This is a genomic window from Exiguobacterium sp. Leaf187, from assembly GCF_001423925.1.
GTDB classification, from domain to species: Bacteria; Bacillota; Bacilli; order Exiguobacteriales; family Exiguobacteriaceae; genus Exiguobacterium_A; species Exiguobacterium_A indicum.
On the sequence record NZ_LMPR01000009.1, the window covers coordinates 1,241,851 to 1,267,476 of the forward strand.

The window sequence follows — 25,626 nt, forward strand, 5'->3', positions numbered from 1 at the left end:
AAAGGTCAGAGGGTTACACTTTACTTCAAGGATTCAGGTGATACCGTCACGTCCGGTACGTCGAGACGTTGCTGACGTAAACGATAGATCCGAGCGATATTTTGAATGACGACTTTTGTGACCGCATAGGTCGGAACTGCTAGGATGACACCAATGATTCCACCGATTTTCCCAGCAACGAGCAAGACGATGATGATCGTCAGCGGATGAACCTTGAGTGTTTTTCCTTGGACATAAGGAGAAATCAAGTTCGACTCAATTTGCTGCGCGACGACGATCGTGATGATCGCATAGACGGCTTTGATCGGATCATCGATGAACCCGACGATGACCGCCGGTACAGCACCGATGTAAGGTCCAAGATACGGAATGATGTTCGTGACCGTACAGAATAAGGCAAGCAGTAACGCATATTGAATATCTGAGATGAAGAAGCCAATCAATGACATGAGACCGACACAGATTGAGACGATAACCTGTCCATTGACATAATGCTTCACTGTCACATGCATATCGTGCAAGATTTTACGCGTTTCTGTTTCATAGCTTTTCGGCAACAGCTTCACGACGGAATCCGGAAACTTATAGCCGTCAAGCAACATATAAACTAAGATGAACGGCACTAAGACAATGATTAAGACGGTCGAAGAGATGACACCTAAAATCGTTCCGACAGACGTCGAGACAGACTTAAAGACTGTACCGATATACGACGTCGCTTCATTCGTCCACTTGTCAAACAAGTCCGTATTCTCGTGAACCCATGTCGAGATGAAACGATTGTCCATCAATTGATCGCGTAAGTTTAACGTCTGATCGCGCAATTCGATGACGAGCGTCGGAATGCTTGTCGCAAAATCCGTCACCTGCTCGACTAAGATTGGTCCGATCGAAGCGACAGCAATCGTCAGAACCGTGATGAAACCAAGCAAGACGATCAACACGGCAAGACCACGTTTCTTGACGCGTTTTTGCAATGCATCTACGATACCGAGCGTGAAATAATAGAAAATCCCCGCAATGATCAGCGGCGGGAAGATCAATGCCAGCATGACTTTAATCGGCTGGAATAAAAATGAGATCTTTGTACCGACCCAGATAACGAGAAAAATCACTAATACCCAGATTAATGCCTTAAACCATTTGTTTCGAAGCAAATCCAAACCATTCACACTCCCATTTATTACATAGTCATTATAGCTATTCTTACACACTATATTACGAAATAATAGATTTTTCACAAAGCACTTTTTATGTATAGAAAGTAAAAAAGCCTACGAAATCCTGCAGATTTCGTAGGCTTTAATCTTTACAATAAGCGATAAATCGCTTCCCACGCTGCATCGACGCCCTCTCCTGTCTCGGACGAGAAAGGAATCAATGTATCTTGACCATCAAATTGCAACTTACGTTTAATCGCCGCGATATGTTTATCACGTTGACTCTTCTTGATTTTATCGAGTTTTGTCGCAACGACGATGACCGGTAGATCGTAATACTTCAAGAAATCATACATCGTCACATCATCCGCAGACGGATCGTGTCGGATGTCAACGAGCTGTACGACACCTTTAAGGATTTCACGTTGTGTGAAGTACTTCTCCATCATCTTGCCCCACGCTTCACGCTCCGTCTTCGAAACTTTCGCATATCCGTAACCCGGTACATCGACGAACATGACTTCATCATTGATGTTGAAGAAGTTCAAGGTTTGCGTTTTACCTGGTTTCGAAGATGTCCGCGCGAGTGCTTTACGCTGGACCAGTTTATTGATGAAAGAGGACTTTCCGACGTTCGATCGCCCTGCGAGTGCCACTTCTGGCAACAATGGCTCCGGATAATGTTCCGGATTGACGCCACTCGTAATAAAATCAGCTTTATAAATTTTCATGTTACTCTCCTTTTAATGCATGTTCGAGCACTTGCTCCATCGTCGCGACCGGAATGAATTCCATTCCTGCGCGGACGCTTTCCGGGATATCATCGATGTCCCGCGTATTGTCTTGCGGCAGCAGAACGGTCGTCAAGCCCGCACGGTGTGCTGCGAGTGACTTCTCCTTTAGTCCACCGATTGGTAAGACACGTCCACGCAACGTGATTTCACCCGTCATTCCGACGTCTCGGCGAACCGGACGTTTTGTTAAAGCGGAAATCAATGCTGTCGCGAGTGTGATCCCAGCAGATGGACCATCTTTTGGTACGGCACCCTCAGGAACGTGGATGTGGATGTCTTGCGTTTCGTAGAAGTTCGGTTCGATGCCAAGCGACGTCGCATTCGCTCGGACGAAGCTGTAGGCGGTCTGAGCCGACTCTTGCATGACATCACCGAGTTTCCCGGTTAACTGCAATTTCCCTTTACCCGGAGCAAGGCTGACTTCGATCGTCAACGTATCGCCCCCAAAAGCAGTATACGCTAAACCAGTCACCGCGCCAATCATATCTTCGAGCTCGCCTTGACCATAGCGGTAAATCGGTTTGCCTAGGAAATCGTCCAGATTACGCTTCGTCACCGTCACCCGTTTCTTCTCCCCCATCGCGATTTGTTTCGCTGCTTTCCGGCAAAGTGAGCCGAGGACACGTTCGAGATTCCGAACACCGGCTTCTCGCGTATAACGACGGACGACTTCTTCTAGCGCGTCTGCTTTGACCGTCAATTGACTCTTTTTCAGACCGTGTTCAGCCAGTTGCTTCGATAAGAGATGACGAACAGCGATCTCCGTCTTCTCTTGTTCCGTATAGCCACCGATTTGAATCAGTTCCATCCGGTCAAGCAACGGTCCGGGGATGTTCGAGACATCGTTCGCTGTCGCGATGAACAGGACATTCGATAAATCGAACGGTTCTTCGATATAGTGATCGGAGAAGCTGTTGTTTTGTTCTGGATCAAGAACTTCGAGCATCGCGGACGACGGATCACCACGGAAGTCATTTGACATCTTATCGATCTCATCGAGCAGGAAGACCGGGTTGTTCGTTCCTGCTTGTTTTAAACCGCGAATGATCCGTCCTGGCATCGCACCGATATACGTCCGGCGATGTCCACGGATTTCCGCTTCGTCGCGCACGCCACCAAGTGAGACACGGACGAACTTCCGCTCAAGTGCTGTAGCAATCGAACGGGCAAGCGACGTTTTCCCGACTCCTGGAGGACCAGAAAGACAAAGAATCGGTCCACGCAATGAGTCGGTCAATTGACGAACGGCAAGATACTCAAGGATTCGTTCTTTGACCTTCTCTAGACCGTAATGGTCCTTTTCAAGCTGTTCCGAAGCAGCTGAGACGTTCAAGAAATCATCGGTTGCTTCATTCCACGGCAATGAGAAGAACCATTCGAGATAGTTGCGAATGACCCCATGTTCGGGACTCGTCGCCGGTACGACCGCTAAACGACTGATTTCCTTCTCGACGTTCGCAACCGTCGTTTCTGGTAAATCAAGCATCGCAAGCTGCTCCCGGTATTTCGTCGCATCGCTTTCAACAGAAGCCGACTCGCCACCGAGTTCTTGTTGAATCGTCTTCAATTGTTCCCGCAAGTAATACTCGCGTTGCGATTGTTCAATCGTCTTCTTCGTCCGTTCACGCATCTCACGTTCGAGTTCGACGACTTCATATTCGTGTTTCATGACGTCAAGCAACATCAATCCTCGTTCGACCGGATCCTGTTGTTCGAGAAACTCCTGCTTCTTCGAAATATCGATTGGTAGCTTCGACGTGATATAGTCCGTCAATGAATCGAGGCGTTCGTATGTCTCGAACCGGCGACGTTCATCGGTTCCGATTCCTTTAATCCGGGAGACGAGTTGACCAAACTGTTCTTTGATGAGACGAACGAGCGCTTCTTGTTTCGCTCCTTTGATGTCCATCTTCTCGATTGGTTCGATGACAGCTTGATAACCCTCGTCCGTCTCCTCGACGTTTTCAATCCGGACGCGTTCCTTCCCGATGACGCGGACACGGACCGTATCATTCCCGAGTTCACTCATCTTCGCAATTTGAACGAGCGTCCCAACCTGATGCAGCCCGTCGACAGACGGCTCTGCTTCTGGATCACGTTGCGTGACGACGACGAGATCGATTTCGTGTTCCTTTGATGCAAGTAAGGCTTTCAAGGATACCGGACGCCCGACATCGATCGTCAATCCGATCAATGGATACGCGACAACACCGCGTAACGGTAAAAGTGGATATTGTTTTTTCTTCATTCGAATTCCTCCTAAACAAAAAGACTCGGAAAGGCGTACAAGTAGCCTCCGAGCCGATTTGTCACGGTGTTACGCCGTTTCTTTTTCTTTCCCATGTTCAATTGTACCATCTTTCAACTCAAGCGTTGGACCGCGTTTACCAGTCAACGTTTCTGCTGTAATGATGACTTTCGCGATGTCTTCACGCGATGGGATTTCGAACATGATATCAAGCATAGTTTCTTCGATGATGGAACGAAGACCACGTGCACCTGTTTTACGTTCGATTGCAAGTTTTGCAATCTCAAGAAGTGCATCTTCCGTGAAGTCGAGTTCGACATCATCAAGTTGAAGCATTTTCTTATATTGTTTCACGAGGGCGTTTTTCGGTTTCGTCAAGATTTGAACGAGTGCCTCTTCATCAAGTGGCTCGAGCGTCGCCATGACCGGCAAACGACCGATGAACTCTGGAATCAAACCGAACTTTTGAAGATCTTCTGGTAATGCAGCTGCCAGAATTTCTTTTTGTGTAAGGTTACGGTTCTCTGAATCGTTTCCGAATCCGATGACTTTTTTACCAAGACGACGTTTGATCGACTGATCGATACCATCGAATGCGCCACCAACGATGAACAAGATGTTCGTCGTATCGATTTGGATGAATTCTTGATGTGGGTGTTTCCGTCCACCTTGTGGCGGTACACTCGCAACCGTTCCTTCCAAAATCTTCAGCAAGGCTTGTTGGACACCCTCACCAGATACGTCACGTGTAATCGACGGATTTTCTGATTTACGAGCGATCTTATCGATCTCATCAATGTAGATGATTCCTTTTTCAGCCTTCTCAACATCATAGTCCGCTGCTTGGATGAGTTTCAACAGGATGTTCTCGACGTCTTCACCGACATAACCGGCTTCCGTCAAACTTGTTGCATCTGCAATCGCAAACGGTACGTTCAAGATACGTGCCATCGTTTGGGCAAGAAGTGTTTTACCGCTACCTGTTGGTCCAATCATGACGATGTTCGATTTCGAAAGCTCGACATCATCTGCGCGACCACCAGCATTGATTCGTTTGTAGTGATTATACATCGCTACAGACAACGACTTCTTCGCTTTTTCTTGACCGATGACATAATCGTCAAGTGTCGTACGAATTTCATGCGGTTTCGGAACATTCTTTAGCTCGACTTCTTCTTCAGTGCCGAGTTCTTCCTCTACGATTTCATTGCAGAGTTCGATACACTCGTCGCAAATGTAAACGCCAGGTCCAGCAACAAGTTTGCGTACTTGTTCTTGTGTCTTTCCACAGAAAGAACATTTTAGCTGACCTTTTTCTTCGTTAAATTTAAACATAAAGGTCCACCCCTTTAACGTGGAAATTGTATGGATGCCTGTAGCATCCCGTCTCACGTTTTACTATTTATGATTGTAGCATGAACAAGGAAAGTCTTTCAAATCCTGGACGAACGATTTACAGTTTGATGTTCTGAACCAAGGATCGTTTGTCCTTGTTTGACCTATCGTACAAAAAAATCGACTCCAAGACCAGAAATTGGGCTTGAAGTCGATCGAAAACCATGAAATGGCTTATTTTGCTTTTGCGTTGTCGACGAGAACATCGATAGCTTTACGGAATTGAAGATCGCCTTTAAGCGTTTCAAGACCACCTTGTGGTGCAAGCATCGTTTCAAGTTGATCTGCAGGGATGTTGTAGAGTTCTGACATTGATTGAAGTTCAGTTTGAGTTTCCTCATCTGTTACTTCGATTTTTTCGTCAGCAACGATTTGCTTGAGGACGAGACGTGCTTTAACGCGCTCTTCCGCTTGCTCTTTCATTTCAGAACGCATTGCCTCTTCTGTCGTTCCAGTCAACTGGAAGTACATGTTGAGGTCGATACCTTGTGATTGAATACGTTGTGTGAACTCTTGAACCATACGCTCGACTTCGTTTTCGACCATGACTTCTGGAAGATCAACTGTCGCGTTTTTCGTAGCCGCTTCGACTAACTCATCGCGCATTGAAGCATCAGCTTCTTGTTTGCGTGTGTTTTCGAGACGCGTACGGATTTTTGTTTTCAACTCGTCGAGTGAAGAAACTTCTTCATCCATTTCTTTTGCGAACTCATCTGTCAATTCAGGGAGCTCTTGTGCTTTGACTTCGTGGATCGTTACTTTGAATGTAACTGGTTTTCCAGCGAGTGATGCTTCGTGGTATTCCTCTGGGAATGTCACTTCAAGATCTTTTTGCTCGCCAGTTTTTAAACCGACCATTTGCTCTTCGAATCCAGGAATGAAGTTTCCAGAACCGATGACGAGTGAGTAGTTCTCAGCAGTTCCGCCGTCGAATTGGTTTTCCCCATCGAAACCTGCGAAGTCGAATACGACTGTATCGCCATTCTCGATGACGCCATCTTCTTTAACGACGAGTTCTGCACCGCGTTCTTGCAATGTTTTGAGTTCAGCGTCGACGTCTTCGTCAGTAACGTTCGTTTCAACTGCTGTGTACTCAAGACCTTTGTACTCACCGAGTGTAGCTTCTGGCTCGATGACGAACGTGATTTTGAATTCGACTGGCTTGCCTTTTTCGAGTGTTTCAACGTCGATGTTCTCAAGCGCGATTGGCTCGATTCCTGATTCGACGACTGCACCTTCGATTGTGTCCTTGTAAAGGATATCGAGTGCATCTTGGTACAGTGCTTCTTCACCGTACATTTTGTTGAACATTGCGCGTGGCATTTTTCCTTTACGGAAACCAGGTGTGTTCAAAGTCTTAACGACTTTCTTGAACGCTTGGTCTACCGCTTTATCAAATGCTTCAGCAGGCGCTTCATACGTGAGGACGCCGAGGCTACCTGATTGTTTTTCCCATTTTGCAGTCATGCTGAGTCCCTCCAAAATTGTCAATTAGCGTACATGTGTGTACAACAAGTCACATTATAGCACAATCGTTCTGACGATTACCACTGTTGAACGAATCGTTTCCTGATGTCTCAATCGAAGTAAATTTGCTCGAATGCAATGACTTCCGGATAAAGGATATGTGCCGCTCGATATAACCGCTTCGCCAGCGGACTGAGGATACGTTCGGGTTCTTCACGTTCAAATGTCAGACCTGCGAGTTCTTCGCATGCTGCGAGCCACTTCTCCATGTCTGATCCGATTCGTTCTCGTTCTTCAAGATGAATCAGTTGATCCGATCGCAAGACGAGCAACGCTCGGAACGGATCCATTCGCTCTAACGTATGCATCGATGCCAGTAACGCTTGTTGCTCCTGTTGATGTACCAGCAGGATTTCTTCTAACTCTTCGCGTGACGAGATCGTCCAGTCTACATCTAAGTGTGGCACATGAATGCTTACCGGATATGGCACGTGATCAAGCAAGCCTCCTAATAACTGATCAATGACGAGTAGACTTTGATGTGCTGTCTCTTGCGCCTGAAGGTATTTTTGTGTGATGTATGCAATGAGCTCAGATGTCCGTTCGAATTCCACACCGGTCAATTGGCGCATTTGTTCGACCCAACTGCCGTGTCGCAACACATGCATCAATTCCGTTGCTGCTGTTACCTCACGCTGCGCAACAGGGTTGTTTTGAACTGCCGGCTTTTGTTCGCGAACACGCATCTGTTGTTTGATTTCATCTAATCGAAGCGCGAGCCCATAAGGCAGATACGGTGACGCCGAGCGCAAAGCGAGTTTCATCGGATAACGTTCTCCGAGTTCATAAAGAAAGAGTGCGAGCACTTGCTCGACACCCTCGACTTCAAGAAAACGTTCTGCCACTGTTTCAAATCGTTCACGGTCATGCATTAAGAGTGGTTGAATGACATAGAGCCGGTGTAAGACATCTTCTCCTGTCAATTGGTCAGTCTCTAATTCCATAATCAATTGTTCTTGTTTAGAAGCGGGCAAACGAAGAATCCGCGCTCGTTCTACTTCTAGTTCATGTTCCATCCAGCGCGATGTCCCCATATTCCGGCACTCCTTCATATTCAACTTCTTATTTCGTAAATGGATCGAGTAAAGACGTCCAGTTCGTGATCGCTTCTTGAAGTTGTCCCGCCTGCTCGATTCCTAATCGATTCAACGTATCTAATGAGACGTCAGCTTCAAGTAATCGAGCGATATCTTCCGATTGATTCACGTACTGCTCGAGTTTTGCACTTAAATTTTGCAATTCTTGCGGCGGATTTTCAAGTCCCGCTAGTCGTTGATCGATTTGATCCAGTTCTTGATTGAACTGATCAATCGTTCCGTTTTCCTTCAACTTTTCGATTTGTTGATCAAGTGCCTGTTCAGGGTTCGCAGATTCACGCGCTGTCGTAGCCGCCTCATTCAGGGAAGCCGACAAATCTGACGTGACTTGGGCCGTATCTTTTGCAATTCCTTGAAGTTCTCCAGCGTAATCGACACTATTTTTTACATCGTTGACTTGTTGTTTTGCATCGTCGACTGTATTTGAAATCTCACTACATCCAGCAAGAAACGTACTTAGCATAAGGACTGCTCCAACTTTCTTCCACATAGCATTCATCCCTTTCGAGTTCATGATACCTTAATTATAATCGAAAATCGGAATAAAAAAAAGAGACCACCCTCGTAAGGGCAGTCTCTATTTTAATTATAGCGTCCCAAGAGGGATTCGAACCCCCGACCGACGGCTTAGAAGGCCGTTGCTCTATCCTGCTGAGCTATTGGGACGTGTCAACACGAATAAACTATACTAGAACAATTCTTTCGTGTCAATCACATTACAAACATTGCAATTATTTTATTACAAAAATGTTCCGTCCAGATGAAGGGCATTTACCGGGTCACCGTTCACATTAAGAAAATCGACAGAATAACGGTTTTGATCCACTTCAAGAATCGCATACGTCTTGTCTGGTCGATGACGTGGCATCCGGATTGAACCTGGATTGATGAATAACACACCGTCCCGATATTCAGCCTTCGCCACATGGGAATGACCATATAAGACGATGTCCGCCTGCTTTTCCTTCGCATGATGCTGTAAGACATCTAGACTGTATTTGACGTCCTGCCGATGCCCGTGGACACAGAGGATGGTATGACCATCCATTTCCGATACGACTTCTTCCGGAAAATCGTGTCCGTAATCGCAATTCCCTCGCACAACACGATATGGATATAATGATTCGATGTCGCGCGTCAATTGGGAGTCCCCACAATGAAATGCCGCATCTACGTCTTGGTGACGTTCGAATATCGTAAGCAGTTCTTGTTCTAGTCCATGACTATCACTAACGATCAACGCTCTCATCTTCATCACACTCCTAAGAAAGTAGTTAAGTCCTGTTCGAGCTTGCGCAATGCATTGCCACGATGACTAATCATCGCTTTTTCTTCTTTCGTCAATTCAGCAGCCGTCTGTCCGCTTTCTGTGACGAACAATGGATCATAACCGAAACCGTTCGAACCCGACGCCTCAAAACCGATTCGCCCTTCCATCGTTCCACGAACCGTCAATGTCTCACCCGTTGGTTTCGCTAGCGCGAGTACACAAACGAAGCGCGCCGTCCGCTCTTCCTCCGGAACACCTTCTAACTTTTCAAGTAGTAGAGCATTGTTCGCCGCATCCGACTTTTCAAGTCCCGCGAAGCGTGCTGAGTAGACGCCGGGAGCGCCATCTAAAGCATCGACTTCAAGACCTGAATCATCAGCAAGTACCGCGTGGCCAAAGTAGGCTGCTGCCTCTGTTGCTTTTAAAAGTGCATTCTCCTCGAATGTCTCACCTGTTTCATCCGTTTCCGGAGCATCGGCGTGATCGAGTAACGACTCGACCGTATAACCGAGACGACCCAGCATGCTTTCAAGTTCCTTCACTTTACCTGCATTGTGTGTTGCGACGATGACCTTCATCTATGTTCCCCCACTTCTTCTCCTACATACCACCAAGAGACACCGAGTGCCTCACGGCCAGCCTCAATCAGTTCCTTAATACCTTTTTCCCCAAGTTCGAGCATATCGAGCATCTCTTGACGGGAAAATGTCGACTCTTCACCCGTTGCTTGCATCTCGACGATTTTACCCGATGAGGTCATGACGAGATTGAAGTCGACTTCAGCCGCAGCATCCTCTTCGTAGCATAAATCGAGCAAGACATTCGAATCAACGATTCCAACCGAGATCGCTGCGATGCCTTCCTTGATTGGCGTATCCGTCAGTTTCCCGGCTTGGATCAATTGATCGACTGCTCGGACGAGTGCCAAGAAACCACCAGTGATCGATGCCGTTCGTGTGCCACCATCTGCTTGAATGACATCACAATCGATCCAGATTGTTCGTTCCCCAAGCTTCTCTAAATCGACGACCGCTCGAAGCGAGCGACTAATCAGACGTTGGATTTCCATCGTCCGTCCCGTCTGTTTGCCGCGGACGGCTTCTCGTGCGGTCCGCTGAGCCGTCGCACGCGGCAACATCGAATATTCCGCATTGATCCAGCCCTGGCGTTTACCGCGAAGGAACGGTGGCACCTTCTCCTCGACGGTCGCCGTACAGAGGACTTTCGTATCTCCCAGTTCAATCAAGACAGAACCTTCTGCGTGTTTATTGACATCAATCGATAATTGAATAGGACGGAGATCATCCGCCGTTCGTTGGTCTATCCGCATTTAATCTTCCTCCGTTCCAAGCACGATGCGCTCCGCATGGATGGTCTGATCGAGCCAGTCCGTCGCAATCTGATCAAATGAGCGGATATCGCCTGTCGCGTAATAACGATGTTCCGGAATTTGTGTCACATCTGCTGAAATCGTATTGTAATCAAGTAGTGCTGCTACCTCGAGCGCTGTCTCGTCTCCTGAAGAGATTAGCTGGACGCCTGGTCCGATGACCCGTCCAATCACATCTGCTAGAAGCGGGTAATGGGTGCACCCGAGGATCAATGTATCCATATCGTAATTCATCAATGGTCGTAATGTATTGGCAACGACACGTTCGACGTACGCACCATCTGTCTGCATCGACTCAACGAGCGGAACGAATGGCGGGCACGCTAACGATTCGACGACGACTTGCCCTTCGACGTGGCGTAACGCCTTCTCGTAGGAATTACTTGTAATCGTCATCTTCGTTCCAATGACACCGATTCGTTTCGTACGCGTCACCTTAACTGCCGCGCGGGCTCCCGGATCAATGACACCGATGACAGGTATATTTAAACGTTCTCGCGCTTCTTTTAAGACGACAGCCGTGGCTGTGTTACAGGCGATCACGATCAATTTCACATCTTGTTGCACGAGATAATCAATCATCTCCCACGTAAACTCACGAATCTCTTCTTCTGGACGAGGACCATACGGACACCGCAATGTATCCCCGACATAGATGATTCGCTCATGGGGCAACTGTCGCATCAATTCACGTGCGACCGTCAACCCACCGACTCCGGAATCCAGTACTCCAATCGCTCGATTCACTCTTCTCCACCTCTTTCTCTCTTTCCTATGGTAACAAAAAAGGACGACGGTGCAAGACCGGCGTCCGAGAATGTACGATTACAGGATTACTGAGCAAGACCTTCGCTAGTCAGCATATCTGAAAGAGTCGTGATTGCTTCAGAAGCATCGTCACCGTTTGCAACGATTTTGATATCTGAATCTTTCGCGATTCCGAGTGAAAGAACACCCATGATTGACTTCAAGTTGACAGTCTTCCCGTTGTATTCCAAGTTGATGTCTGATTGGAATTTAGAAGCTGTGTTGACGAGCTGAGTAGCCGGACGAGCGTGAATGCCTGAATCCGCGATGACTTTGAATGTTTTTTCCATGATTAAGAAATCTCCCTTCACTAATAACGTACTAGTGAGTCGTTTTCGAATATGTGAACTCATTATCAAATGATAACGGATTCGAATCGATTCTGCAAGGAATTTTTATACGCTTCACTCCATGGGAATGCTTTCCCCGAACGATCGATTTGTACCATAGATGTCCGTCCCGTGAACATCAATTCACCTTGCTCATCAAATGCCGCATAGTGGACGTCACACGATGCACTACCGACATGTACCGGATACGCATAGACAGCGAGACGCGCCCGTGGATAGACTTGGCGAATATAGTTACACTGGGCATCCGCAACGACGATAATGCCGTCTTCTGCAAGCGAATATCCTGTTTCCTCTAACATCAATGTCCGAACGTCTTCAAAATAGACGAACGGTACTCGGTTATTCATATGACCATAGGCATCCGTCTCCGCAAAACGAACAGCGACGTCGAGTCGTGTGCCATGTTTCATCTGTTCAAGCCATGACTCAAGTTCTGGAATATAAGCTGGTACGCGCACAATGAGTTCCTCCTGTCTGAATGAAAAAAGAAGGAGCAAGCTCCTTCTTTGATAAATCATGAACTAACGGCTTCACCTGTTCGTCCTTCGTCACTACCGAAGAACTTTTTGAATGAATGAAGTGTCGTCTGACGGTTCATCGCCGCGATTGAAGTCGTCAGCGGAATCCCTTTCGGACAAACCTCAACACAGTTTTGAGCGTTACCGCACTGCATGATCCCGCCATCTTCCATTAACGCTTCAAGGCGTTCTTCCTTGTGGAAGGCACCTGTCGGATGCGAGTTGAATAGACGAACTTGTGAGATCGATGCTGGTCCGATGAATGTCGAACGATCGTTGACGTTCGGACATGCCTCGAGACACACACCACACGTCATACATTTCGATAACTCATATGCCCATTGACGTTTGTTCTCTGGCATCCGTGGTCCTGGACCTAAGTCGTACGTTCCATCGATCGGGACCCATGCTTTAACCTTTTTCAACGCATCGAACATGCGTTGACGGTCGACTTGAAGGTCACGAACGATCGGGAACGTCTGCATCGGTTGAAGGCGGATCGGTTGTTCGAGTTTATCAACGAGTGCCGTACACGACTGACGTGGTGTGCCGTTGATGACCATCGAACAAGCGCCACAGACTTCTTCTAGACAACCCATGTCCCAGTTGATCGGTGTCGTTTTTTCACCGGCTGCATTCACAGGGTTCCGGCGAATCTCCATTAAAGCAGAGATGACGTTCATGTTCGGACGGTACGGAATTTCAAACGCTTCATCATACGGTTTACCATCAGGTCCATCTTGACGTTGAACGATGAATTGAACCGATTTTTGCGTAGTAGATGATTCGAGTGGTGTCGCCATTATGCTTTCACCTCTTTCTTCGACTTCTTGCTGTAATCGCGTTTCCGTGGTGGAATCAACGACGTGTCGACGTCTTCATAGAAGATTTCCGGATGACCGTTCGTGTAACGTGCCATCGTCGTCTTCAAGAACTGTTCATCATTACGTTCCGGGAAGTCCGGTTTATAGTGCGCTCCGCGACTCTCGTCACGTTTTAAAGCACCGAGCGTGATTGCTTCAGCTAGGTCGAGCATGTGATCGAGCTGACGGATGAACGATGCCCCTTGGTTACTCCAACGTGCTGTATCCGTTGCCGAGATGCGTGTGAAGCGATCGCGGAGTTCCTTGATTTTTGTCAGTGTCTCTTCGAGCTTATCGTTGTACCGGACGACCGTGACGTTATCCGTCATGATTTCTCCAAGCTCACGGTGGATTTGATACGCGTTTTCCGTACCTTCCATTGATAGGATATCGTTGAAGCGGTTGATTTCTTCGATTTTATGCGCTTCGACCACGTCCTCACTCATCTCATGAACCGATGTCTCGAGTTCATTCATATAAGCAATGGCTGATGGTCCAGCGACCATTCCGCCGTATACCGCAGAGAGAAGTGAGTTCGCTCCGAGACGGTTACCACCATGCATCGAATAATCACATTCACCAGCTGCGAACAATCCAGGGATGTTCGTCATTTGATCGTAGTCGACCCATAGTCCACCCATTGAGTAGTGAACAGCAGGGAATATCTTCATTGGTACTTTTCGTGGATCGTCACCGACGAACTTCTCGTAGATTTCAAGGATCCCACCGAGTTTGACGTCAAGTTCTTTTGCGTCTTTATGCGATAGATCCAGATAGACCATGTTCTCCCCGTTGACGCCGAGTTTTTGATTGACACAGACGTCGAAAATCTCACGTGTCGCGATATCCCGTGGAACAAGGTTTCCGTATGCCGGATATTTCTCTTCGAGGAAATACCAAGGCTTACCGTCTTTATACGTCCAGACGCGACCACCCTCACCTCGTGCTGATTCACTCATGAGACGTAACTTATCGTCTCCAGGAATCGCTGTCGGGTGAATTTGGATGAATTCACCGTTCGCATAGATCGCACCTTGACGATAGACAGCAGCTGCAGCTTGTCCTGTGTTGATGACCGAGTTCGTCGATTTTCCGAAGATGACCCCAGGACCACCCGTCGCGAGGATGACAGAATCCGCGGCAAATGCCTCGATTTCCATCGTCCGGAGGTTTTGACAAACTGCTCCACGACAGATGCCATTGTCATCGATGATGGCACGAAGGAATTCCCATCCTTCATATTTTTCTACCAAACCTTGCGCTTCGAACTTACGAACCTGTTCATCTAATGCGTACAACAGTTGTTGTCCTGTCGTCGCTCCAGCGTATGCCGTCCGGTGATGCAACGTTCCGCCGAAACGTCGGAAGTCGAGTAAGCCTTCCGGTGTCCGGTTGAACATGACGCCCATCCGGTCGAACATATGAATGATTTTCGGCGCTGCTTCCGCCATTTTTTGAACAGGTGGTTGATTTGCGAGGAAGTCCCCACCGTATACCGTGTCATCGAAATGCTGGTATGGTGAATCGCCTTCCCCTTTTGTATTGACCGCTCCGTTGATGCCACCTTGTGCACAAACAGAGTGTGAGCGTTTGACGGGTACGAGTGAGAATAACTTAACTGGTACGCCTTGCTCCGCTGCTTTTATCGTAGCCATCAGACCGGCAAGCCCTCCGCCGATGATGACAAGATTCTTGTTCGCCATGTTGTCAGTTCCCCTTTCCTTACAACACGCCTGCAAACGTTAAGATCGAGCGTACGCCTACAAACGATAAACCGATGAATACGAGTGCTGCCACGTAAGACATCGCCCGTTGAGATGCTGGTGACTGCGTGATTCCCCATGTGATGCAGAACGTCCAAAGTCCGTTCGCAAGGTGGAATGTCGTCGCCAAGATCCCGACGATATAGAACGCGAGCATGAATCCGTTATCGACGATGTTCTGCATCATGCTTGCATCGACTGGTGTTCCCATCGCAGCGGCAATCCGTGTTTCCCAAACGTGCCACGTGATGAACACGACAAGGAATACACCGCTGAACCGTTGCAGTACATACATCCAGTTCCGGAAGTATGTATAACGCCCTGTGTTCGCAGATCCGGTGAATGCGATGTACACACCGTAGACGCCATGCAAGATGATTGGAATGAAGATGACAAAGATCTCTAAGAACAATCGATACGGAACGTTCCCCACGAATTCCGCGGCCTTATTGAAGTCTTCCTCACCACGTACGATGAAGTAGTTCGTCGTTAAGTGCGAAAGTAAAAATAACCCGATTGGAATGACGCCGAGCAGTGAGTGTATTTTACGACTCACGAAATCACGATGATTCGCCATCCAAATCCCCCCTTTTGTTTGCCAATCAACCGTTGGCGCATTTTGGTAGAAAAGCGCTTTCATAAGGAAATTCGTCTTTTCATCACTTATTCTACTCCTGTCCTTTTTAGAAGACAACCCGAGCCGTTGCATTTAACTGCAAATTTTTTTAGGAAAACAATGACCGACAAGAATCATCTCGGTATAATGGTTCACAGATAGGAGTGAATCATGATGGATGCTACACCAAAACAAACACCACTTTTCGGTATCGAATTGATCCGAGATTATGTGCTGACCGATCTTCTCGGATCGGATTATCGGCAAGTCATCTACTGGGCAGGTAAACGTCTAGCGCGTCAATTCCCTGTCGTAGATGAATCTGAATTAGCCTCATTTTTTGAACAAGCAGGTTGGGGAACGCTCGAAATCAAGAAACGTAAAGGCACGGTCGTCTTGTTCGTGCTGTCTCCTCCTGATACGACGAGAGATGAACGACCACATGGATACTTCCAACTCGAAGCCGGTTTCCTCGCTGAACAGTTCTCCCGTTTTAACGGATGTGTCGCGGAAGGATATGCCGAGTTAACTAAAGAGCTCGTTCAAATCACGGTCCAAATCGATCCTAAAGATCCACTTGAACCGCTCAAGTGAAATTTACATAAAACGTGACAGGAATCTTGATTTTCAACATCGAAGTAGATTCATGAAACTTTTTGCAGTAAGTGCTCGTAAAGTCATTCGTACACAAATCGCGAGGAGGAACTTCACATGTTCAAAAAACTAGCAGCAGATTTAACGGGATTCAGTGATATCGGACAAGTCATTCATCCTGATGATTTCGACAAAGCAGCCGCTGACGATTATGTCTTACATGAAGACGGCGAGAAAATCTACTTCTTGATCAAATCTAAATCTGACGAGTATTGCTTTACGAATCTGGCTTTGATTCACCTCGATGGAGAAAGTGCCGTCAGTTCAAAACGTGTACTCTACCGCTATCCGTATGCACATTATCCGATTCGCCACGTCATGTTCGAAACGGCGGGAACGGTCGATCTTGATGTCGAGATCAAATTCGAGATCGGTGGCAAACATTATTCGATCGACGTCGATAAAAAACAACTCGAACATGTGAAAGATCTTTACAAAACACTTCTTGCCATCGCTGAAAAACAGTATGAAGGACAAAAGATGCTCGAGTTCGCGAACAGCTCATTGAATCATTCGGTCACGATTCTCGGCGGACTTCGTCAAGGTGATATGAACGTACCGCAAACATTCAAGGAGTTGTCTGAACAATCCTTCGAGTGGCTACAAGGTCACTACCATCAGTGGAACCAGCGTGACTTTGGTTCATACTACGAAAAGTACATCAACAACTAATCACTAAAAAAGCCGCCCTCTTCAAGAGGACGGCTTTTTTCATTCTTCATTCGCTTGACTTAAATATTCAGCGACGGTTTCCGCTAACTTGACAGGTAATCCTGCTTCCGCCAACTGTTCGATCGTTGCGCGTCGCAAGCTGCGCATCGATCCGAAATGACGAATCAACTGCTGGCGTCGTTTCGGTCCAACTCCTGGAATCTCGTCGAGCAAGGAACGGGTCATCCCTTTCGAGCGGAGCGAGCGGTGGAACGTGATTGCAAACCGGTGGACTTCATCTTGCATGCGTTGGAGCAAATAAAACGCACTCGAACGCGGACTTAGTTCAATTAACTGTGCTCCTTCTCCAAACAACAATTGACTCGTTCGGTGTTTGTCATCCTTTTTTAATGACCCGACTGGAAGGGATAAGCCGAGTTCATCTTGAATGACTTCTAAAGCAGCATTCAACTGTCCAACTCCTCCGTCAATCAGGACGAGGTCCGGAAGGCGCGCTCCTTCAAGTAACAATCGTCGATAACGCCGACGCACGATTTCTCGCATCGATTCATAGTCGTCCGGTCCATGGACTGTTCGAATCTTGAATTTTCGGTATTCCTTTTTAAGTGGCTTACCGTCTTCAAAGACGACGAGTGCCGAAACGGCATCCGCACCTTGAATGTTCGCATTATCGATGATCTCGATCCGGGACAATGGATGAACGTCGATCGCATCGGCGAGTTCTTCGACTGCTTGAACGGTCCGTTTCTCGTCTTTCGCTAACAACTCGAAGCGTTCCGAGATCGCATTTTCAGCATTCTTCGTCGCTAAATCAAGTAATTTCCGTTTTGATCCTCGGACCGGAACGTGAATTTTAATCGATAGCGCCTCTTTGAGTAACAACTGATTGACGAGTGGCGGTACATAGACTTCACTTGGCTTGATGTTCTTTTCGTAGAACTGGACGATGAAGCTCTCGAGCTCTTCTGCCGGCGTACCATAGATCGGGAAGAGCGAGACATCGCGCTCGATCATCTTTCCTCCACGGAGGAAGAAGACTTGGACACACATCCAGCCTTTATCGACATGAATCCCGAATACATCACGCGACGTCAAATCTGCTGTAATCATATTCTGTTTGTTCATGATCGATTCAATCGCTCGCACTTGGTCGCGCAATTCTCCGGCACGTTCGAATTCCATCGTCTCGGCTGCTTCCGCCATCTTGTGCTTCAAGCTTTCAACGAGTTCCTTCGTGTCGCCCGACAAGAACCGTCGGATTTCCGATACGAGTGCTTTTTGTTCCGATTCAAGATTCGGGATTTCACATGGGCCGAGACATTGTCCAATATGATAATACAGACAGAGTTTCTTCGGCATCGGCTGACATTTACGTAACGGATATAAACGATCTAACAGACGTTTCGTTTCGTTCGCTGCATACGCATTCGGATACGGACCGAAGTAATGACCGCCGTCCTTTTTTAACTTACGTGTCGTAATCAATCGTGGATAGGTCTCATTCGTAATTTTCAAGTACGGATACGATTTATCATCCTTCAGCATGATATTGTATTTCGGATCATGTTTCTTAATTAGTGTCATCTCAAGCAGCAACGCTTCGAGTTCACTGGCTGTGATGATGTATTCGAAATCACGGACTTCCGCGACGAGACGTTCCGTCTTAATATCATGTGCTCCCGTGAAATAAGAGCGGACTCGGTTTTTGAGATTTTTTGCTTTTCCGACATAGATGACTTCGCCGAATTCGTTTTTGTGTAGATAACATCCCGGCTCATCCGGCAAAAGGGATAGTTTCGCTTTGATATGTTCTTGATGTCCCAAATAAATGTCTCCTTTCACCGTTTTTAGTTTTATTCGTTCGGGTAAATACCATACATTGATTATGACATACGGAGGATGAAAAATGCGTACATATGATTGCATTGTGATTGGAACAGGTTCTGCTGGAAATCAAGCGGCTTATAAATTCATCGAAAAAGGACTACGTGTTGCCATCGTTGAGAATTTCACTCCAGGAGGTACATGCGCACAGCGTGGATGTGACGCCAAAAAAATCTTATTGACGGGTAGTGAGACGAAAGATGCTGTCGAACGTTTACTCGGATACGGCGTCAAAGGATTAATTTCGATTGATTGGCGCCAATTGATGGAGCGTAAGAATGAATATACACGTGCTATTCCTGAGCAAACACGAAAACGGTACGCGGAAACGGACATCGACTATTTCCATGGAGAACCGCATTTCGTGTCTTCACATCGTCTTCGAATTGGTGAAGAAGAAATCGAAGGGAAACAGTTTTTAATCGCAACAGGTTTACGACCTCGCGAATTATCTGTACCCGGTAGTGAGCGTTTCATAACAAGTAATGAGTTTCTTGAACTGAAAGAACTTCCACGCCGACTCGTCTGCATCGGTGGCGGTTATATCTCGTTCGAGTTCGCCCATCTCGCTCGTATTGCTGGCGCAGACGTCACGATCGTCTTACGTTCTAACGCCTTAAAACAATTCGAAAGTGAATTGGTCGATGTGTTGTTAGAAGCCACACGGGCACTTGGTATCTCCATCATCAAAGAAGCAGAGGTCGTCGCTTACGAAGAGGAATCCCTTCATTTATCGAACGGCGACGTATTGAAGACCGACGTCGTCTTGAATGCGACCGGACGTGTCGCGAGTATCGACCAGCTTGGTCTCGAAGCCATCGGCGTTGCGCATAACGAAAAAGGAATCCATGTCAATGCGTACCTTCAGTCTTCCGTCGAACATATCTATGCCGCAGGAGATGTCGCTGTCAGCGGGAATCCCGCATTGACGCCGTTTGCTGGAACCGAAGGACGACTCGCTGCCGATAACATGCTCGAAGGGAACAACCGGAAACTGGAGCTGCTCCCTGTACCAAGCGTCGTATTCACTGCTCCGAACCTCGCCCTCGTCGGTGAAACGGAAGCTGCTTTGAAAAAAGCAGGTATTCCTTACCGTGGTCGCTTGATCGATACGTCCTCCTGGCAAACGAACGCACGGATCAAGGATAGTTTTGCTCGGGCGAAAGTGCTCGTTGGAGAAGATGATCAAGTACTCGGCGCACACTTCATCGGTGTCAATGCAGCGGAACTAGCAAACTATTTCTCGTTTGCGATGCAACACCGGATTCCAAGTACTTCGATGCAACAGACTGGATTCGCTTATCCGACACCGGCTTCAGACATCGCTTCGTTATTCGAGGATTGACAGGAGGATTTTTGATGATTCAATACGGCTATACGATTTTATACGTTGAAGACACTGCACGAACGCTGACATTCTATCGAGACGTTCTTGGCTTATCCGTCAAGGCGGAGCACGGGAGCTACATCGAGTTCGAGACCGGTCAGACGACACTCGCCTTCAATACGCGTGAAGACGTGCAACAGTTGATTCCGGATTACATGATACCGAGTGGAAAAACACAACAGACGTTAGAGATTGGTTTCATCACGGATGACGTTCCTACTCTATTTCAGAAGGTGGTGGAGGCAGGATATGAGACCGTCCTCGCGCCTGCACAAAAACCATGGGGGCAAGTCGTCGCCTATGTCCTCGACCCCGATGGTCACCTGATTGAACTTTGTACGCCAATGTAATCTAAAAAAACAGACCGTTCTGCCTGTGCAGAACGGTCTGTTTTGATATGCAGGAAAGAATTAGTTAGATGTTTCAACGAATTCTTTAAGTGCGTCTTTTGGCATGAAGCCCATTGTTTTGTTGACAGGTTGTCCATCTTTGAAGAGAACGAGTGTCGGGATACTTTGAACTTGGAATGCTCCAGCTACTTCTGGGTTTGCATCTACGTCGACTTTGACGATTTTTACATCTTGCATGTCAGCATCGAGTTCTTCAAGAACAGGTGCGAGCATACGACATGGTCCACACCATGTTGCCCAAAAATCAACAAGGACGAGTCCTTCTTGTGTTTCTTCTTTAAATGATTGGCTAGTTGCGTGTACGATTGCCATTGATCATAACCTCCTAATGAGTAGATCGACCCGGTAAAAAAATGGGTGATCTCTTTATTGATTCGAGTATATCATAGCAGTCTCTTCCAACAAACGAAACTGCTCACGCGAAAAATCCGCAAAAACAACCGGCACCATAATAATGGTACCGGCCTTCAAACTTATCCGTGAACGAGCATTTTTTTGAATTCTGCTGTCAATAATGGCACGACGTCGAACAAATCTCCGACGATGCCATAGTCCGCGACAGAGAAGATGTTCGCTTCCGGGTCTTTATTGATCGCAACGATGACTTTCGCATTTGACATCCCTGCTAAGTGTTGGATCGCACCTGAGATCCCGCACGCGATATAAAGGTCCGGTGTAACGACTTTCCCCGTCTGACCGATTTGAAGGGCATAATCGCAGTAATCCGCATCACAAGCACCACGCGAAGCACCGACTGCTCCTCCGAGGACATCTGCTAGTTCTTGTAACGGTGCGAAGCCGTCCGAGCTCTTGACACCGCGTCCACCTGCGACGATGACTTTTGCCTCTGATAAGTCAACGCCGCCAGTTGCTTTGCGTACGATGTCTGCGACGATCGTCCGTAAATCCTTCAGTTCGACTGTGACCGACTCGACCGTCCCTTGTGAACTACCTGCTTCGAGTGGATCGATGTTGTTCGGGCGGACCGTAAAGAGCGTCTTGCCTTCTGCGACTTTGACTTTTTCAAATGCTTTCCCCGAGTAGATCGGGCGAACGAATGACGCATCCGCGCCTTCCCCTTCAATCGCCGTCACGTCACTGATCAAACCGGCTTGCAATTTTGCCGCGATCTTCGGTGATAGATCCTTGCCGAGCGACGTATGTCCGAAGACGAGCACGTCGGGTGACGTCCGGTTCATCAACTCGAGGAAGACTTGTCCGTAACCGTCTGGCGTGTAGTGTAGAAGACGCTCATCCTCGACGACGAGCACCTGGTCCGCTCCGCGTGATGCTAGTGCATCCGCATCCTTTGCAACATCGTGTCCAATCAGGACTGCGATGACTTCGTCAGCGACACGTCGCGCTGCTGCGATTGCCTCAAACGACACATTCCGTAAACTGCCATCCCGTGATTCTGCGAGTACTAATGCTTTTGTCATTCGTTTCTCCCCCTTAGACCACTTTTGCTTCGTTGCGTAATAATGATGCGAGCTGTGCGACTTGCTCGTTTAGTTCACCTTCAAGGATCTTACCGGCTGCTTTGTTCGGTGGTAAGAAACGCTCGATCGTCTCTAGACGTGGTGTGAGTTCGTCTTCATCCAGTTCGAGATCATCAAGTTCGAGTTCTTCTAGCGGCTTTTTCTTCGCTTTCATGATCCCCGGAAGACTTGGGTAACGTGGTTCGTTCAACCCTTGTTGCGCAGTCACGAGTAACGGAAGTGTTGTTTCGATTGTCTCCGTATCCCCTTCAGCGTCGCGTGTTACGACAGCTTTCGTACCGTCGAGCTCTAGTTTCGTGATCGTCGTCACATAAGGGATGTCGAGTAATTCTGCGACGCGTGGTGCTACTTGACCACTTCCGCCATCAACTGCGACGTTTCCGGCGATGACGAGATCAACCGTTTGTTCCTTCAAATAACCAGCGAGCACTTCAGAAATCGTGAAATGATCTGCCTCTTCGATATCATCTTCAATCGAGATGCGAACTGCTTGGTCCGCTCCCATTGCGAGTGCTGTTCGTAATTCCTTGTCCGCATCTTCCGGTCCGACCGTCACGACCGTCACCGTTCCCCCTTGTGCATCACGGACACGAATCGCTTCTTCTACCGCATACTCATCGTACGGGTTAATGATGAACTCAGCGCCATCCTCATCGATTTGACCATTCTCGAGTTGGATTGCTTCTTCCGTATCAAACGTGCGTTTCAACAGTACATAGATTTCCATCTCATGCTCCCCCTTGTCGTCTATTCACCATCATTCTTTGTATCCGCTTACATGATTGTTGTCATGAAAAGGGCTTAACTCAGCCCTTTGATCAACATCCGATGAATCCCGTCACGTGTCTCAAGCAACTCATATTTGAATCCACTTGCCATCCAGCTCGTCACGACCTCATCGATCGTTCCGAAAATCATCTGACGTGCTAATCGATAATCGAGTTCGTTTGAAAACTCACCTGTCGTCATCCCGTGCTTGACGACTCGGTCAATCAGATGCAAGTACGGTTTCAAGACGGCAGCGATGTTTTGACGCATGTCTTGGTTCGATTGACGCAATTCGATCTGCGTGACGACCGCTAAATCATAGTCGACGGATAATTGCTCGAGGTGCGCCTCGATCAATGCTGCCAATTGTTCCGTCGCTGACGTATGGCTCGCGATTTGTCCTTCGGAATATTCGATGAAACTTCCCATTTTCGCTTGGAAGAGCGAAATCAAGAGATGTTCTTTATTCTTGAAGTACAGATAAATCGTTCCATCCGCAACTCCGGCTTCCTTTGCAATGGCAGTCACTTTCGCTCCATGGTAGCCGTTCTTAGCGATGACTTTTACGGCGGCATCAATGATGCGGTCACTCTTTGACATTGTTCGTTTCATTCCACTATCTCCTAACGCATAAAATGAATGATGGTTCATTCATATTTATTCTATCATGCCATTTTATCCTGTCAACTGCTTTCTTCGAGTTGTTTGGCACGTTCTTCTTCAACGAGAACACGGCGGAGAATCTTACCAACGAACGTCTTCGGTAACTCTTGCCGGAATTCGTACTGCTTCGGTACTTTGAACGATGCTAACTGTTTACGACAGAATTGATCGAGTTCTTCTTCCGTGACCGTCATCTCATCCTTGACGACGATGAACGCCTTGACGGTCTCTCCGCGGTAGACATCTGGAACACCGATGACGACCGCTTCTTTGACGGCTGGGTGTTCATATAGGATTTCTTCGACTTCACGTGGATAAATGTTGAATCCAGAAGCAATGATTAAATCTTTTTTCCGATCGACGATTCGGAAGTAATGATCCTCACCGATATATCCAAGGTCTCCCGTATGCAACCAACCGTTTCGCAGAACCGCTTGCGTGTCTTCTGGTCGTTTCCAGTATCCTTTCATGACTTGCGGACCTGTGACGATGATCTCACCAATCTCACCTGGAGCAGCTGGTGTCTCTCCGTCTGCTTGGACGATTTTCGCTTGCGTATCGGGCACCGGAATACCGACCGTTCCAGGAATCCGACGATCCCAGATACAGTTCGTATGCGTCACCGGACTCGTTTCAGACAGACCGTATCCTTCAACGATCCGCCCACCCGTCAGCGCTTCGAATTTTTCCTGCACTTCGACAGGTAGTGGAGCTGAACCAGAAATACAGGCTTCAATCGAAGAGAGATCATACTTCTTCAGCTTCGGATGATTCAATAGACCGACATACATCGTCGGAGCACCTGGGAACAGATTCGGTTTTTCCTTATGAATCGTCTTGAGTACCTGTTCAATATCGAATTTCGGAACGATGATTTGTTCATAGGCATTAAATATGCCGAAATTGAGGTTACACGTCATGCCATAGACATGGAAATAAGGAACGACTGCTAACAGCTTCCGTCCATCTCCTCGATTATATTTATAGAACCACTTGTCAATCTGTTCGACGTTTGCACTCAAATTGAAGTGTGTCAACATGACACCTTTGGGTGCGCCTGTCGTTCCACCCGTATATTGGAGAACCGCGACGTCCTCCTTCGGTTGAATCGCGACTGGTGTAATCGGCTCATACCCCCGCAAAGATAAAAACGGAATCGAACCTGTCGTATCAATGATGATGTTGTTATCTTTCCGTGCTTTAATCGGATACAGTTTATTTTTAGGGAAGGGAAGGTAATCCGCGATACTTGTCGTCACGACCGTCTTAAGTGTCGTCGCCGCTTTGACACGAGACGCTTTCGGATAAAGTAGATCAAGCGTCACGAGTAGATGTGCTCCCGAATCGACGAGAATCTGTTCAAGTTCACGGTCTGTATAGAGTGGATTCACTTGGACGACGATACCACCTGCATAGAGAACCGCATAATAACTGATCATATACTGGGGACAGTTCGGTAACATCAGTCCGACGCGATCACCTTTTTTTAGTCCGTGCTCTTGTAACAGGCTCCCAAGTGCGCGGGCCTCGTCACGTACTTCACGAAACGTCATACGTTTTCCTAAGAAACTCAAGGCACGTTGTTCTGGAAAATCGGTCGCTGCCTCATCGAGTGCCTGATAAAGAGGTAATTCTCGATAATCAATCGATGCGGGTACTTGCTCGGGATAATCAGATAACCAAACGGATTCCATACGTTTCCCTCCCAGATAATGAATTACTATTCATTTTTATTATACGTTGATTCCAATTCGACATGCCAGTAAAATCCAAAAAAAGAAATCGAATCTGCTTGTTTTTTTTTCGATTCTTTCAATCGAGAATCATACAAAAAAGCAGTACTTCCCTTTCTCGTTTCCGAAAAAGAAGCAGCACTGCTTTTTAATAG

Annotated in this window: 26 protein-coding genes and 1 tRNA gene; 4 read left to right on the forward strand and 23 right to left on the reverse strand. The window is 47.4% G+C overall.

All coding sequences use genetic code 11. From position 1 onward, the window contains the following. Positions 1–20: 20 nt before the first annotated feature. From ASF99_RS10735 to ASF99_RS10815, 17 genes are all read right to left on the reverse strand, one after another. Positions 21–1,163: an AI-2E family transporter gene (locus ASF99_RS10735; protein ID WP_055968731.1), complete on the reverse strand. Its 1,143-nt coding sequence runs from the start codon at positions 1,161–1,163 to the stop codon at positions 21–23. 146 nt (positions 1,164–1,309) lie between these two features. Further along, on the reverse strand, positions 1,310–1,891 hold the full coding sequence (gene yihA, locus ASF99_RS10740; RefSeq protein WP_023468975.1) for a ribosome biogenesis GTP-binding protein YihA/YsxC: 582 nt from the start codon (positions 1,889–1,891) through the stop codon (positions 1,310–1,312). Position 1,892: 1 nt separating this feature from the next. Next, complete coding sequence (gene lon / locus ASF99_RS10745) at positions 1,893–4,202, reverse strand: endopeptidase La (RefSeq protein ID WP_023468976.1); 2,310 nt, start codon at positions 4,200–4,202, stop codon at positions 1,893–1,895. Between the two features lie 69 nt (positions 4,203–4,271). Further along, the gene (clpX, locus tag ASF99_RS10750) at positions 4,272–5,537 is read right to left on the reverse strand and encodes an ATP-dependent protease ATP-binding subunit ClpX (RefSeq protein WP_023468977.1); all 1,266 of its coding nucleotides are present in this window, start codon (positions 5,535–5,537) and stop codon (positions 4,272–4,274) included. Positions 5,538–5,771: 234 nt separating this feature from the next. Next, positions 5,772–7,064 (reverse strand): trigger factor, encoded by a 1,293-nt coding sequence (gene tig, locus ASF99_RS10755; protein ID WP_023468978.1) that lies wholly within the window; start codon positions 7,062–7,064, stop codon positions 5,772–5,774. Positions 7,065–7,174: 110 nt separating this feature from the next. Beyond that, the gene (locus ASF99_RS10760) at positions 7,175–8,158 is read right to left on the reverse strand and encodes a hypothetical protein (RefSeq protein ID WP_023468979.1); all 984 of its coding nucleotides are present in this window, start codon (positions 8,156–8,158) and stop codon (positions 7,175–7,177) included. Between the two features lie 28 nt (positions 8,159–8,186). Next, positions 8,187–8,711, reverse strand: a complete 525-nt coding sequence (locus ASF99_RS10765; protein WP_235515923.1) for a hypothetical protein — start codon at positions 8,709–8,711, stop codon at positions 8,187–8,189. A gap of 102 nt (positions 8,712–8,813) precedes the next feature. Further along, positions 8,814–8,887 (reverse strand) — tRNA-Arg (locus ASF99_RS10770). Between the two features lie 73 nt (positions 8,888–8,960). Further along, positions 8,961–9,470, reverse strand: coding sequence for a metallophosphoesterase family protein (locus tag ASF99_RS10775; protein ID WP_023468981.1), 510 nt, complete (start codon positions 9,468–9,470; stop codon positions 8,961–8,963). A gap of 5 nt (positions 9,471–9,475) precedes the next feature. Then, positions 9,476–10,069: an XTP/dITP diphosphatase gene (locus tag ASF99_RS10780; RefSeq protein ID WP_023468982.1), complete on the reverse strand. Its 594-nt coding sequence runs from the start codon at positions 10,067–10,069 to the stop codon at positions 9,476–9,478. After that, positions 10,066–10,821: a ribonuclease PH gene (gene rph, locus ASF99_RS10785; RefSeq protein WP_055968734.1), complete on the reverse strand. Its 756-nt coding sequence runs from the start codon at positions 10,819–10,821 to the stop codon at positions 10,066–10,068. The genes ASF99_RS10780 and rph overlap by 4 nt, the downstream gene beginning before the upstream one ends. Beyond that, a complete protein-coding gene (gene racE / locus ASF99_RS10790) occupies positions 10,822–11,628 on the reverse strand; it encodes a glutamate racemase (RefSeq protein ID WP_023468984.1) in 807 nt (268 codons plus the stop codon). A gap of 86 nt (positions 11,629–11,714) precedes the next feature. Further along, a complete protein-coding gene (locus ASF99_RS10795) occupies positions 11,715–11,978 on the reverse strand; it encodes a phosphocarrier protein HPr (RefSeq protein ID WP_012371023.1) in 264 nt (87 codons plus the stop codon). Positions 11,979–12,043: 65 nt separating this feature from the next. After that, positions 12,044–12,499 (reverse strand): acyl-CoA thioesterase, encoded by a 456-nt coding sequence (locus tag ASF99_RS10800; RefSeq protein WP_023468985.1) that lies wholly within the window; start codon positions 12,497–12,499, stop codon positions 12,044–12,046. Between the two features lie 56 nt (positions 12,500–12,555). Continuing rightward, positions 12,556–13,362 (reverse strand): succinate dehydrogenase iron-sulfur subunit, encoded by an 807-nt coding sequence (gene sdhB, locus ASF99_RS10805; protein ID WP_023468986.1) that lies wholly within the window; start codon positions 13,360–13,362, stop codon positions 12,556–12,558. After that, the gene (gene sdhA / locus ASF99_RS10810; protein WP_023468987.1) at positions 13,362–15,125 is read right to left on the reverse strand and encodes a succinate dehydrogenase flavoprotein subunit; all 1,764 of its coding nucleotides are present in this window, start codon (positions 15,123–15,125) and stop codon (positions 13,362–13,364) included. The genes sdhB and sdhA overlap by 1 nt, the downstream gene beginning before the upstream one ends. Before the next feature lie 19 nt (positions 15,126–15,144). Then, positions 15,145–15,762 (reverse strand): succinate dehydrogenase cytochrome b558 subunit, encoded by a 618-nt coding sequence (locus ASF99_RS10815; RefSeq protein ID WP_029342294.1) that lies wholly within the window; start codon positions 15,760–15,762, stop codon positions 15,145–15,147. A gap of 210 nt (positions 15,763–15,972) precedes the next feature. Between ASF99_RS10815 and ASF99_RS10820 the strand changes: the two genes are divergently transcribed. Together ASF99_RS10820 and ASF99_RS10825 are read left to right on the forward strand one after the other, a co-directional pair. Then, positions 15,973–16,395 carry a YslB family protein gene (locus ASF99_RS10820; RefSeq protein ID WP_235147587.1) on the forward strand — a complete coding sequence of 141 codons (423 nt, stop codon included), beginning with the start codon at positions 15,973–15,975 and terminating at the stop codon, positions 16,393–16,395. 117 nt (positions 16,396–16,512) lie between these two features. Continuing rightward, on the forward strand, positions 16,513–17,127 hold the full coding sequence (locus ASF99_RS10825) for a PH domain-containing protein (protein WP_023468990.1): 615 nt from the start codon (positions 16,513–16,515) through the stop codon (positions 17,125–17,127). Between the two features lie 39 nt (positions 17,128–17,166). On the opposite strand, the gene uvrC is transcribed toward ASF99_RS10825, so the two are convergent. After that, complete coding sequence (uvrC, locus tag ASF99_RS10830) at positions 17,167–18,951, reverse strand: excinuclease ABC subunit UvrC (protein WP_055968736.1); 1,785 nt, start codon at positions 18,949–18,951, stop codon at positions 17,167–17,169. Positions 18,952–19,033: 82 nt separating this feature from the next. On the opposite strand from uvrC, the gene ASF99_RS10835 reads away from it, so the two are divergent. Beyond that, positions 19,034–20,356 (forward strand): dihydrolipoyl dehydrogenase family protein, encoded by a 1,323-nt coding sequence (locus ASF99_RS10835; RefSeq protein ID WP_055968737.1) that lies wholly within the window; start codon positions 19,034–19,036, stop codon positions 20,354–20,356. Positions 20,357–20,367: 11 nt separating this feature from the next. Next, positions 20,368–20,748, forward strand: a complete 381-nt coding sequence (locus ASF99_RS10840; RefSeq protein WP_371743235.1) for a VOC family protein — start codon at positions 20,368–20,370, stop codon at positions 20,746–20,748. Between the two features lie 60 nt (positions 20,749–20,808). Here ASF99_RS10840 and trxA read toward each other — a convergent pair whose 3' ends face one another. From trxA to ASF99_RS10865, 5 genes are all read right to left on the reverse strand, one after another. Next, a complete protein-coding gene (gene trxA / locus ASF99_RS10845; RefSeq protein ID WP_023468994.1) occupies positions 20,809–21,120 on the reverse strand; it encodes a thioredoxin in 312 nt (103 codons plus the stop codon). A 161-nt stretch (positions 21,121–21,281) separates the two neighbouring features. Continuing rightward, on the reverse strand, positions 21,282–22,247 hold the full coding sequence (locus ASF99_RS10850; protein ID WP_035396582.1) for an electron transfer flavoprotein subunit alpha/FixB family protein: 966 nt from the start codon (positions 22,245–22,247) through the stop codon (positions 21,282–21,284). 13 nt (positions 22,248–22,260) lie between these two features. Then, complete coding sequence (locus ASF99_RS10855; RefSeq protein WP_023468996.1) at positions 22,261–23,034, reverse strand: electron transfer flavoprotein subunit beta/FixA family protein; 774 nt, start codon at positions 23,032–23,034, stop codon at positions 22,261–22,263. 74 nt (positions 23,035–23,108) lie between these two features. Then, positions 23,109–23,687, reverse strand: coding sequence for a TetR/AcrR family transcriptional regulator (locus tag ASF99_RS10860; protein WP_023468997.1), 579 nt, complete (start codon positions 23,685–23,687; stop codon positions 23,109–23,111). 71 nt (positions 23,688–23,758) lie between these two features. Then, positions 23,759–25,432 (reverse strand): AMP-binding protein, encoded by a 1,674-nt coding sequence (locus ASF99_RS10865; RefSeq protein WP_035396576.1) that lies wholly within the window; start codon positions 25,430–25,432, stop codon positions 23,759–23,761. Positions 25,433–25,626 lie beyond the last annotated feature (194 nt).

Coding starts and splice junctions, on each gene's coding strand:
- yihA (WP_023468975.1), bottom strand. CDS start 1,891: ATGAAAATTTATAAAGCTGATTTTATTACGAGTGGCGTCAATCCGGAA.
- lon (WP_023468976.1), bottom strand. CDS start 4,202: ATGAAGAAAAAACAATATCCACTTTTACCGTTACGCGGTGTTGTCGCG.
- clpX (WP_023468977.1), bottom strand. CDS start 5,537: ATGTTTAAATTTAACGAAGAAAAAGGTCAGCTAAAATGTTCTTTCTGT.
- tig (WP_023468978.1), bottom strand. CDS start 7,064: ATGACTGCAAAATGGGAAAAACAATCAGGTAGCCTCGGCGTCCTCACG.
- ASF99_RS10760 (WP_023468979.1), bottom strand. CDS start 8,158: ATGGGGACATCGCGCTGGATGGAACATGAACTAGAAGTAGAACGAGCG.
- ASF99_RS10765 (WP_235515923.1), bottom strand. CDS start 8,711: ATGTGGAAGAAAGTTGGAGCAGTCCTTATGCTAAGTACGTTTCTTGCT.
- ASF99_RS10775 (WP_023468981.1), bottom strand. CDS start 9,470: ATGAGAGCGTTGATCGTTAGTGATAGTCATGGACTAGAACAAGAACTG.
- ASF99_RS10780 (WP_023468982.1), bottom strand. CDS start 10,069: ATGAAGGTCATCGTCGCAACACACAATGCAGGTAAAGTGAAGGAACTT.
- rph (WP_055968734.1), bottom strand. CDS start 10,821: ATGCGGATAGACCAACGAACGGCGGATGATCTCCGTCCTATTCAATTA.
- ASF99_RS10795 (WP_012371023.1), bottom strand. CDS start 11,978: ATGGAAAAAACATTCAAAGTCATCGCGGATTCAGGCATTCACGCTCGT.
- sdhB (WP_023468986.1), bottom strand. CDS start 13,362: ATGGCGACACCACTCGAATCATCTACTACGCAAAAATCGGTTCAATTC.
- sdhA (WP_023468987.1), bottom strand. CDS start 15,125: ATGGCGAACAAGAATCTTGTCATCATCGGCGGAGGGCTTGCCGGTCTG.
- ASF99_RS10815 (WP_029342294.1), bottom strand. CDS start 15,762: ATGGCGAATCATCGTGATTTCGTGAGTCGTAAAATACACTCACTGCTC.
- ASF99_RS10820 (WP_235147587.1), top strand. CDS start 15,973: ATGATGGATGCTACACCAAAACAAACACCACTTTTCGGTATCGAATTG.
- ASF99_RS10825 (WP_023468990.1), top strand. CDS start 16,513: ATGTTCAAAAAACTAGCAGCAGATTTAACGGGATTCAGTGATATCGGA.
- ASF99_RS10835 (WP_055968737.1), top strand. CDS start 19,034: ATGCGTACATATGATTGCATTGTGATTGGAACAGGTTCTGCTGGAAAT.
- trxA (WP_023468994.1), bottom strand. CDS start 21,120: ATGGCAATCGTACACGCAACTAGCCAATCATTTAAAGAAGAAACACAA.
- ASF99_RS10850 (WP_035396582.1), bottom strand. CDS start 22,247: ATGACAAAAGCATTAGTACTCGCAGAATCACGGGATGGCAGTTTACGG.
- ASF99_RS10855 (WP_023468996.1), bottom strand. CDS start 23,034: ATGGAAATCTATGTACTGTTGAAACGCACGTTTGATACGGAAGAAGCA.
- ASF99_RS10860 (WP_023468997.1), bottom strand. CDS start 23,687: ATGAAACGAACAATGTCAAAGAGTGACCGCATCATTGATGCCGCCGTA.
- ASF99_RS10865 (WP_035396576.1), bottom strand. CDS start 25,432: ATGGAATCCGTTTGGTTATCTGATTATCCCGAGCAAGTACCCGCATCG.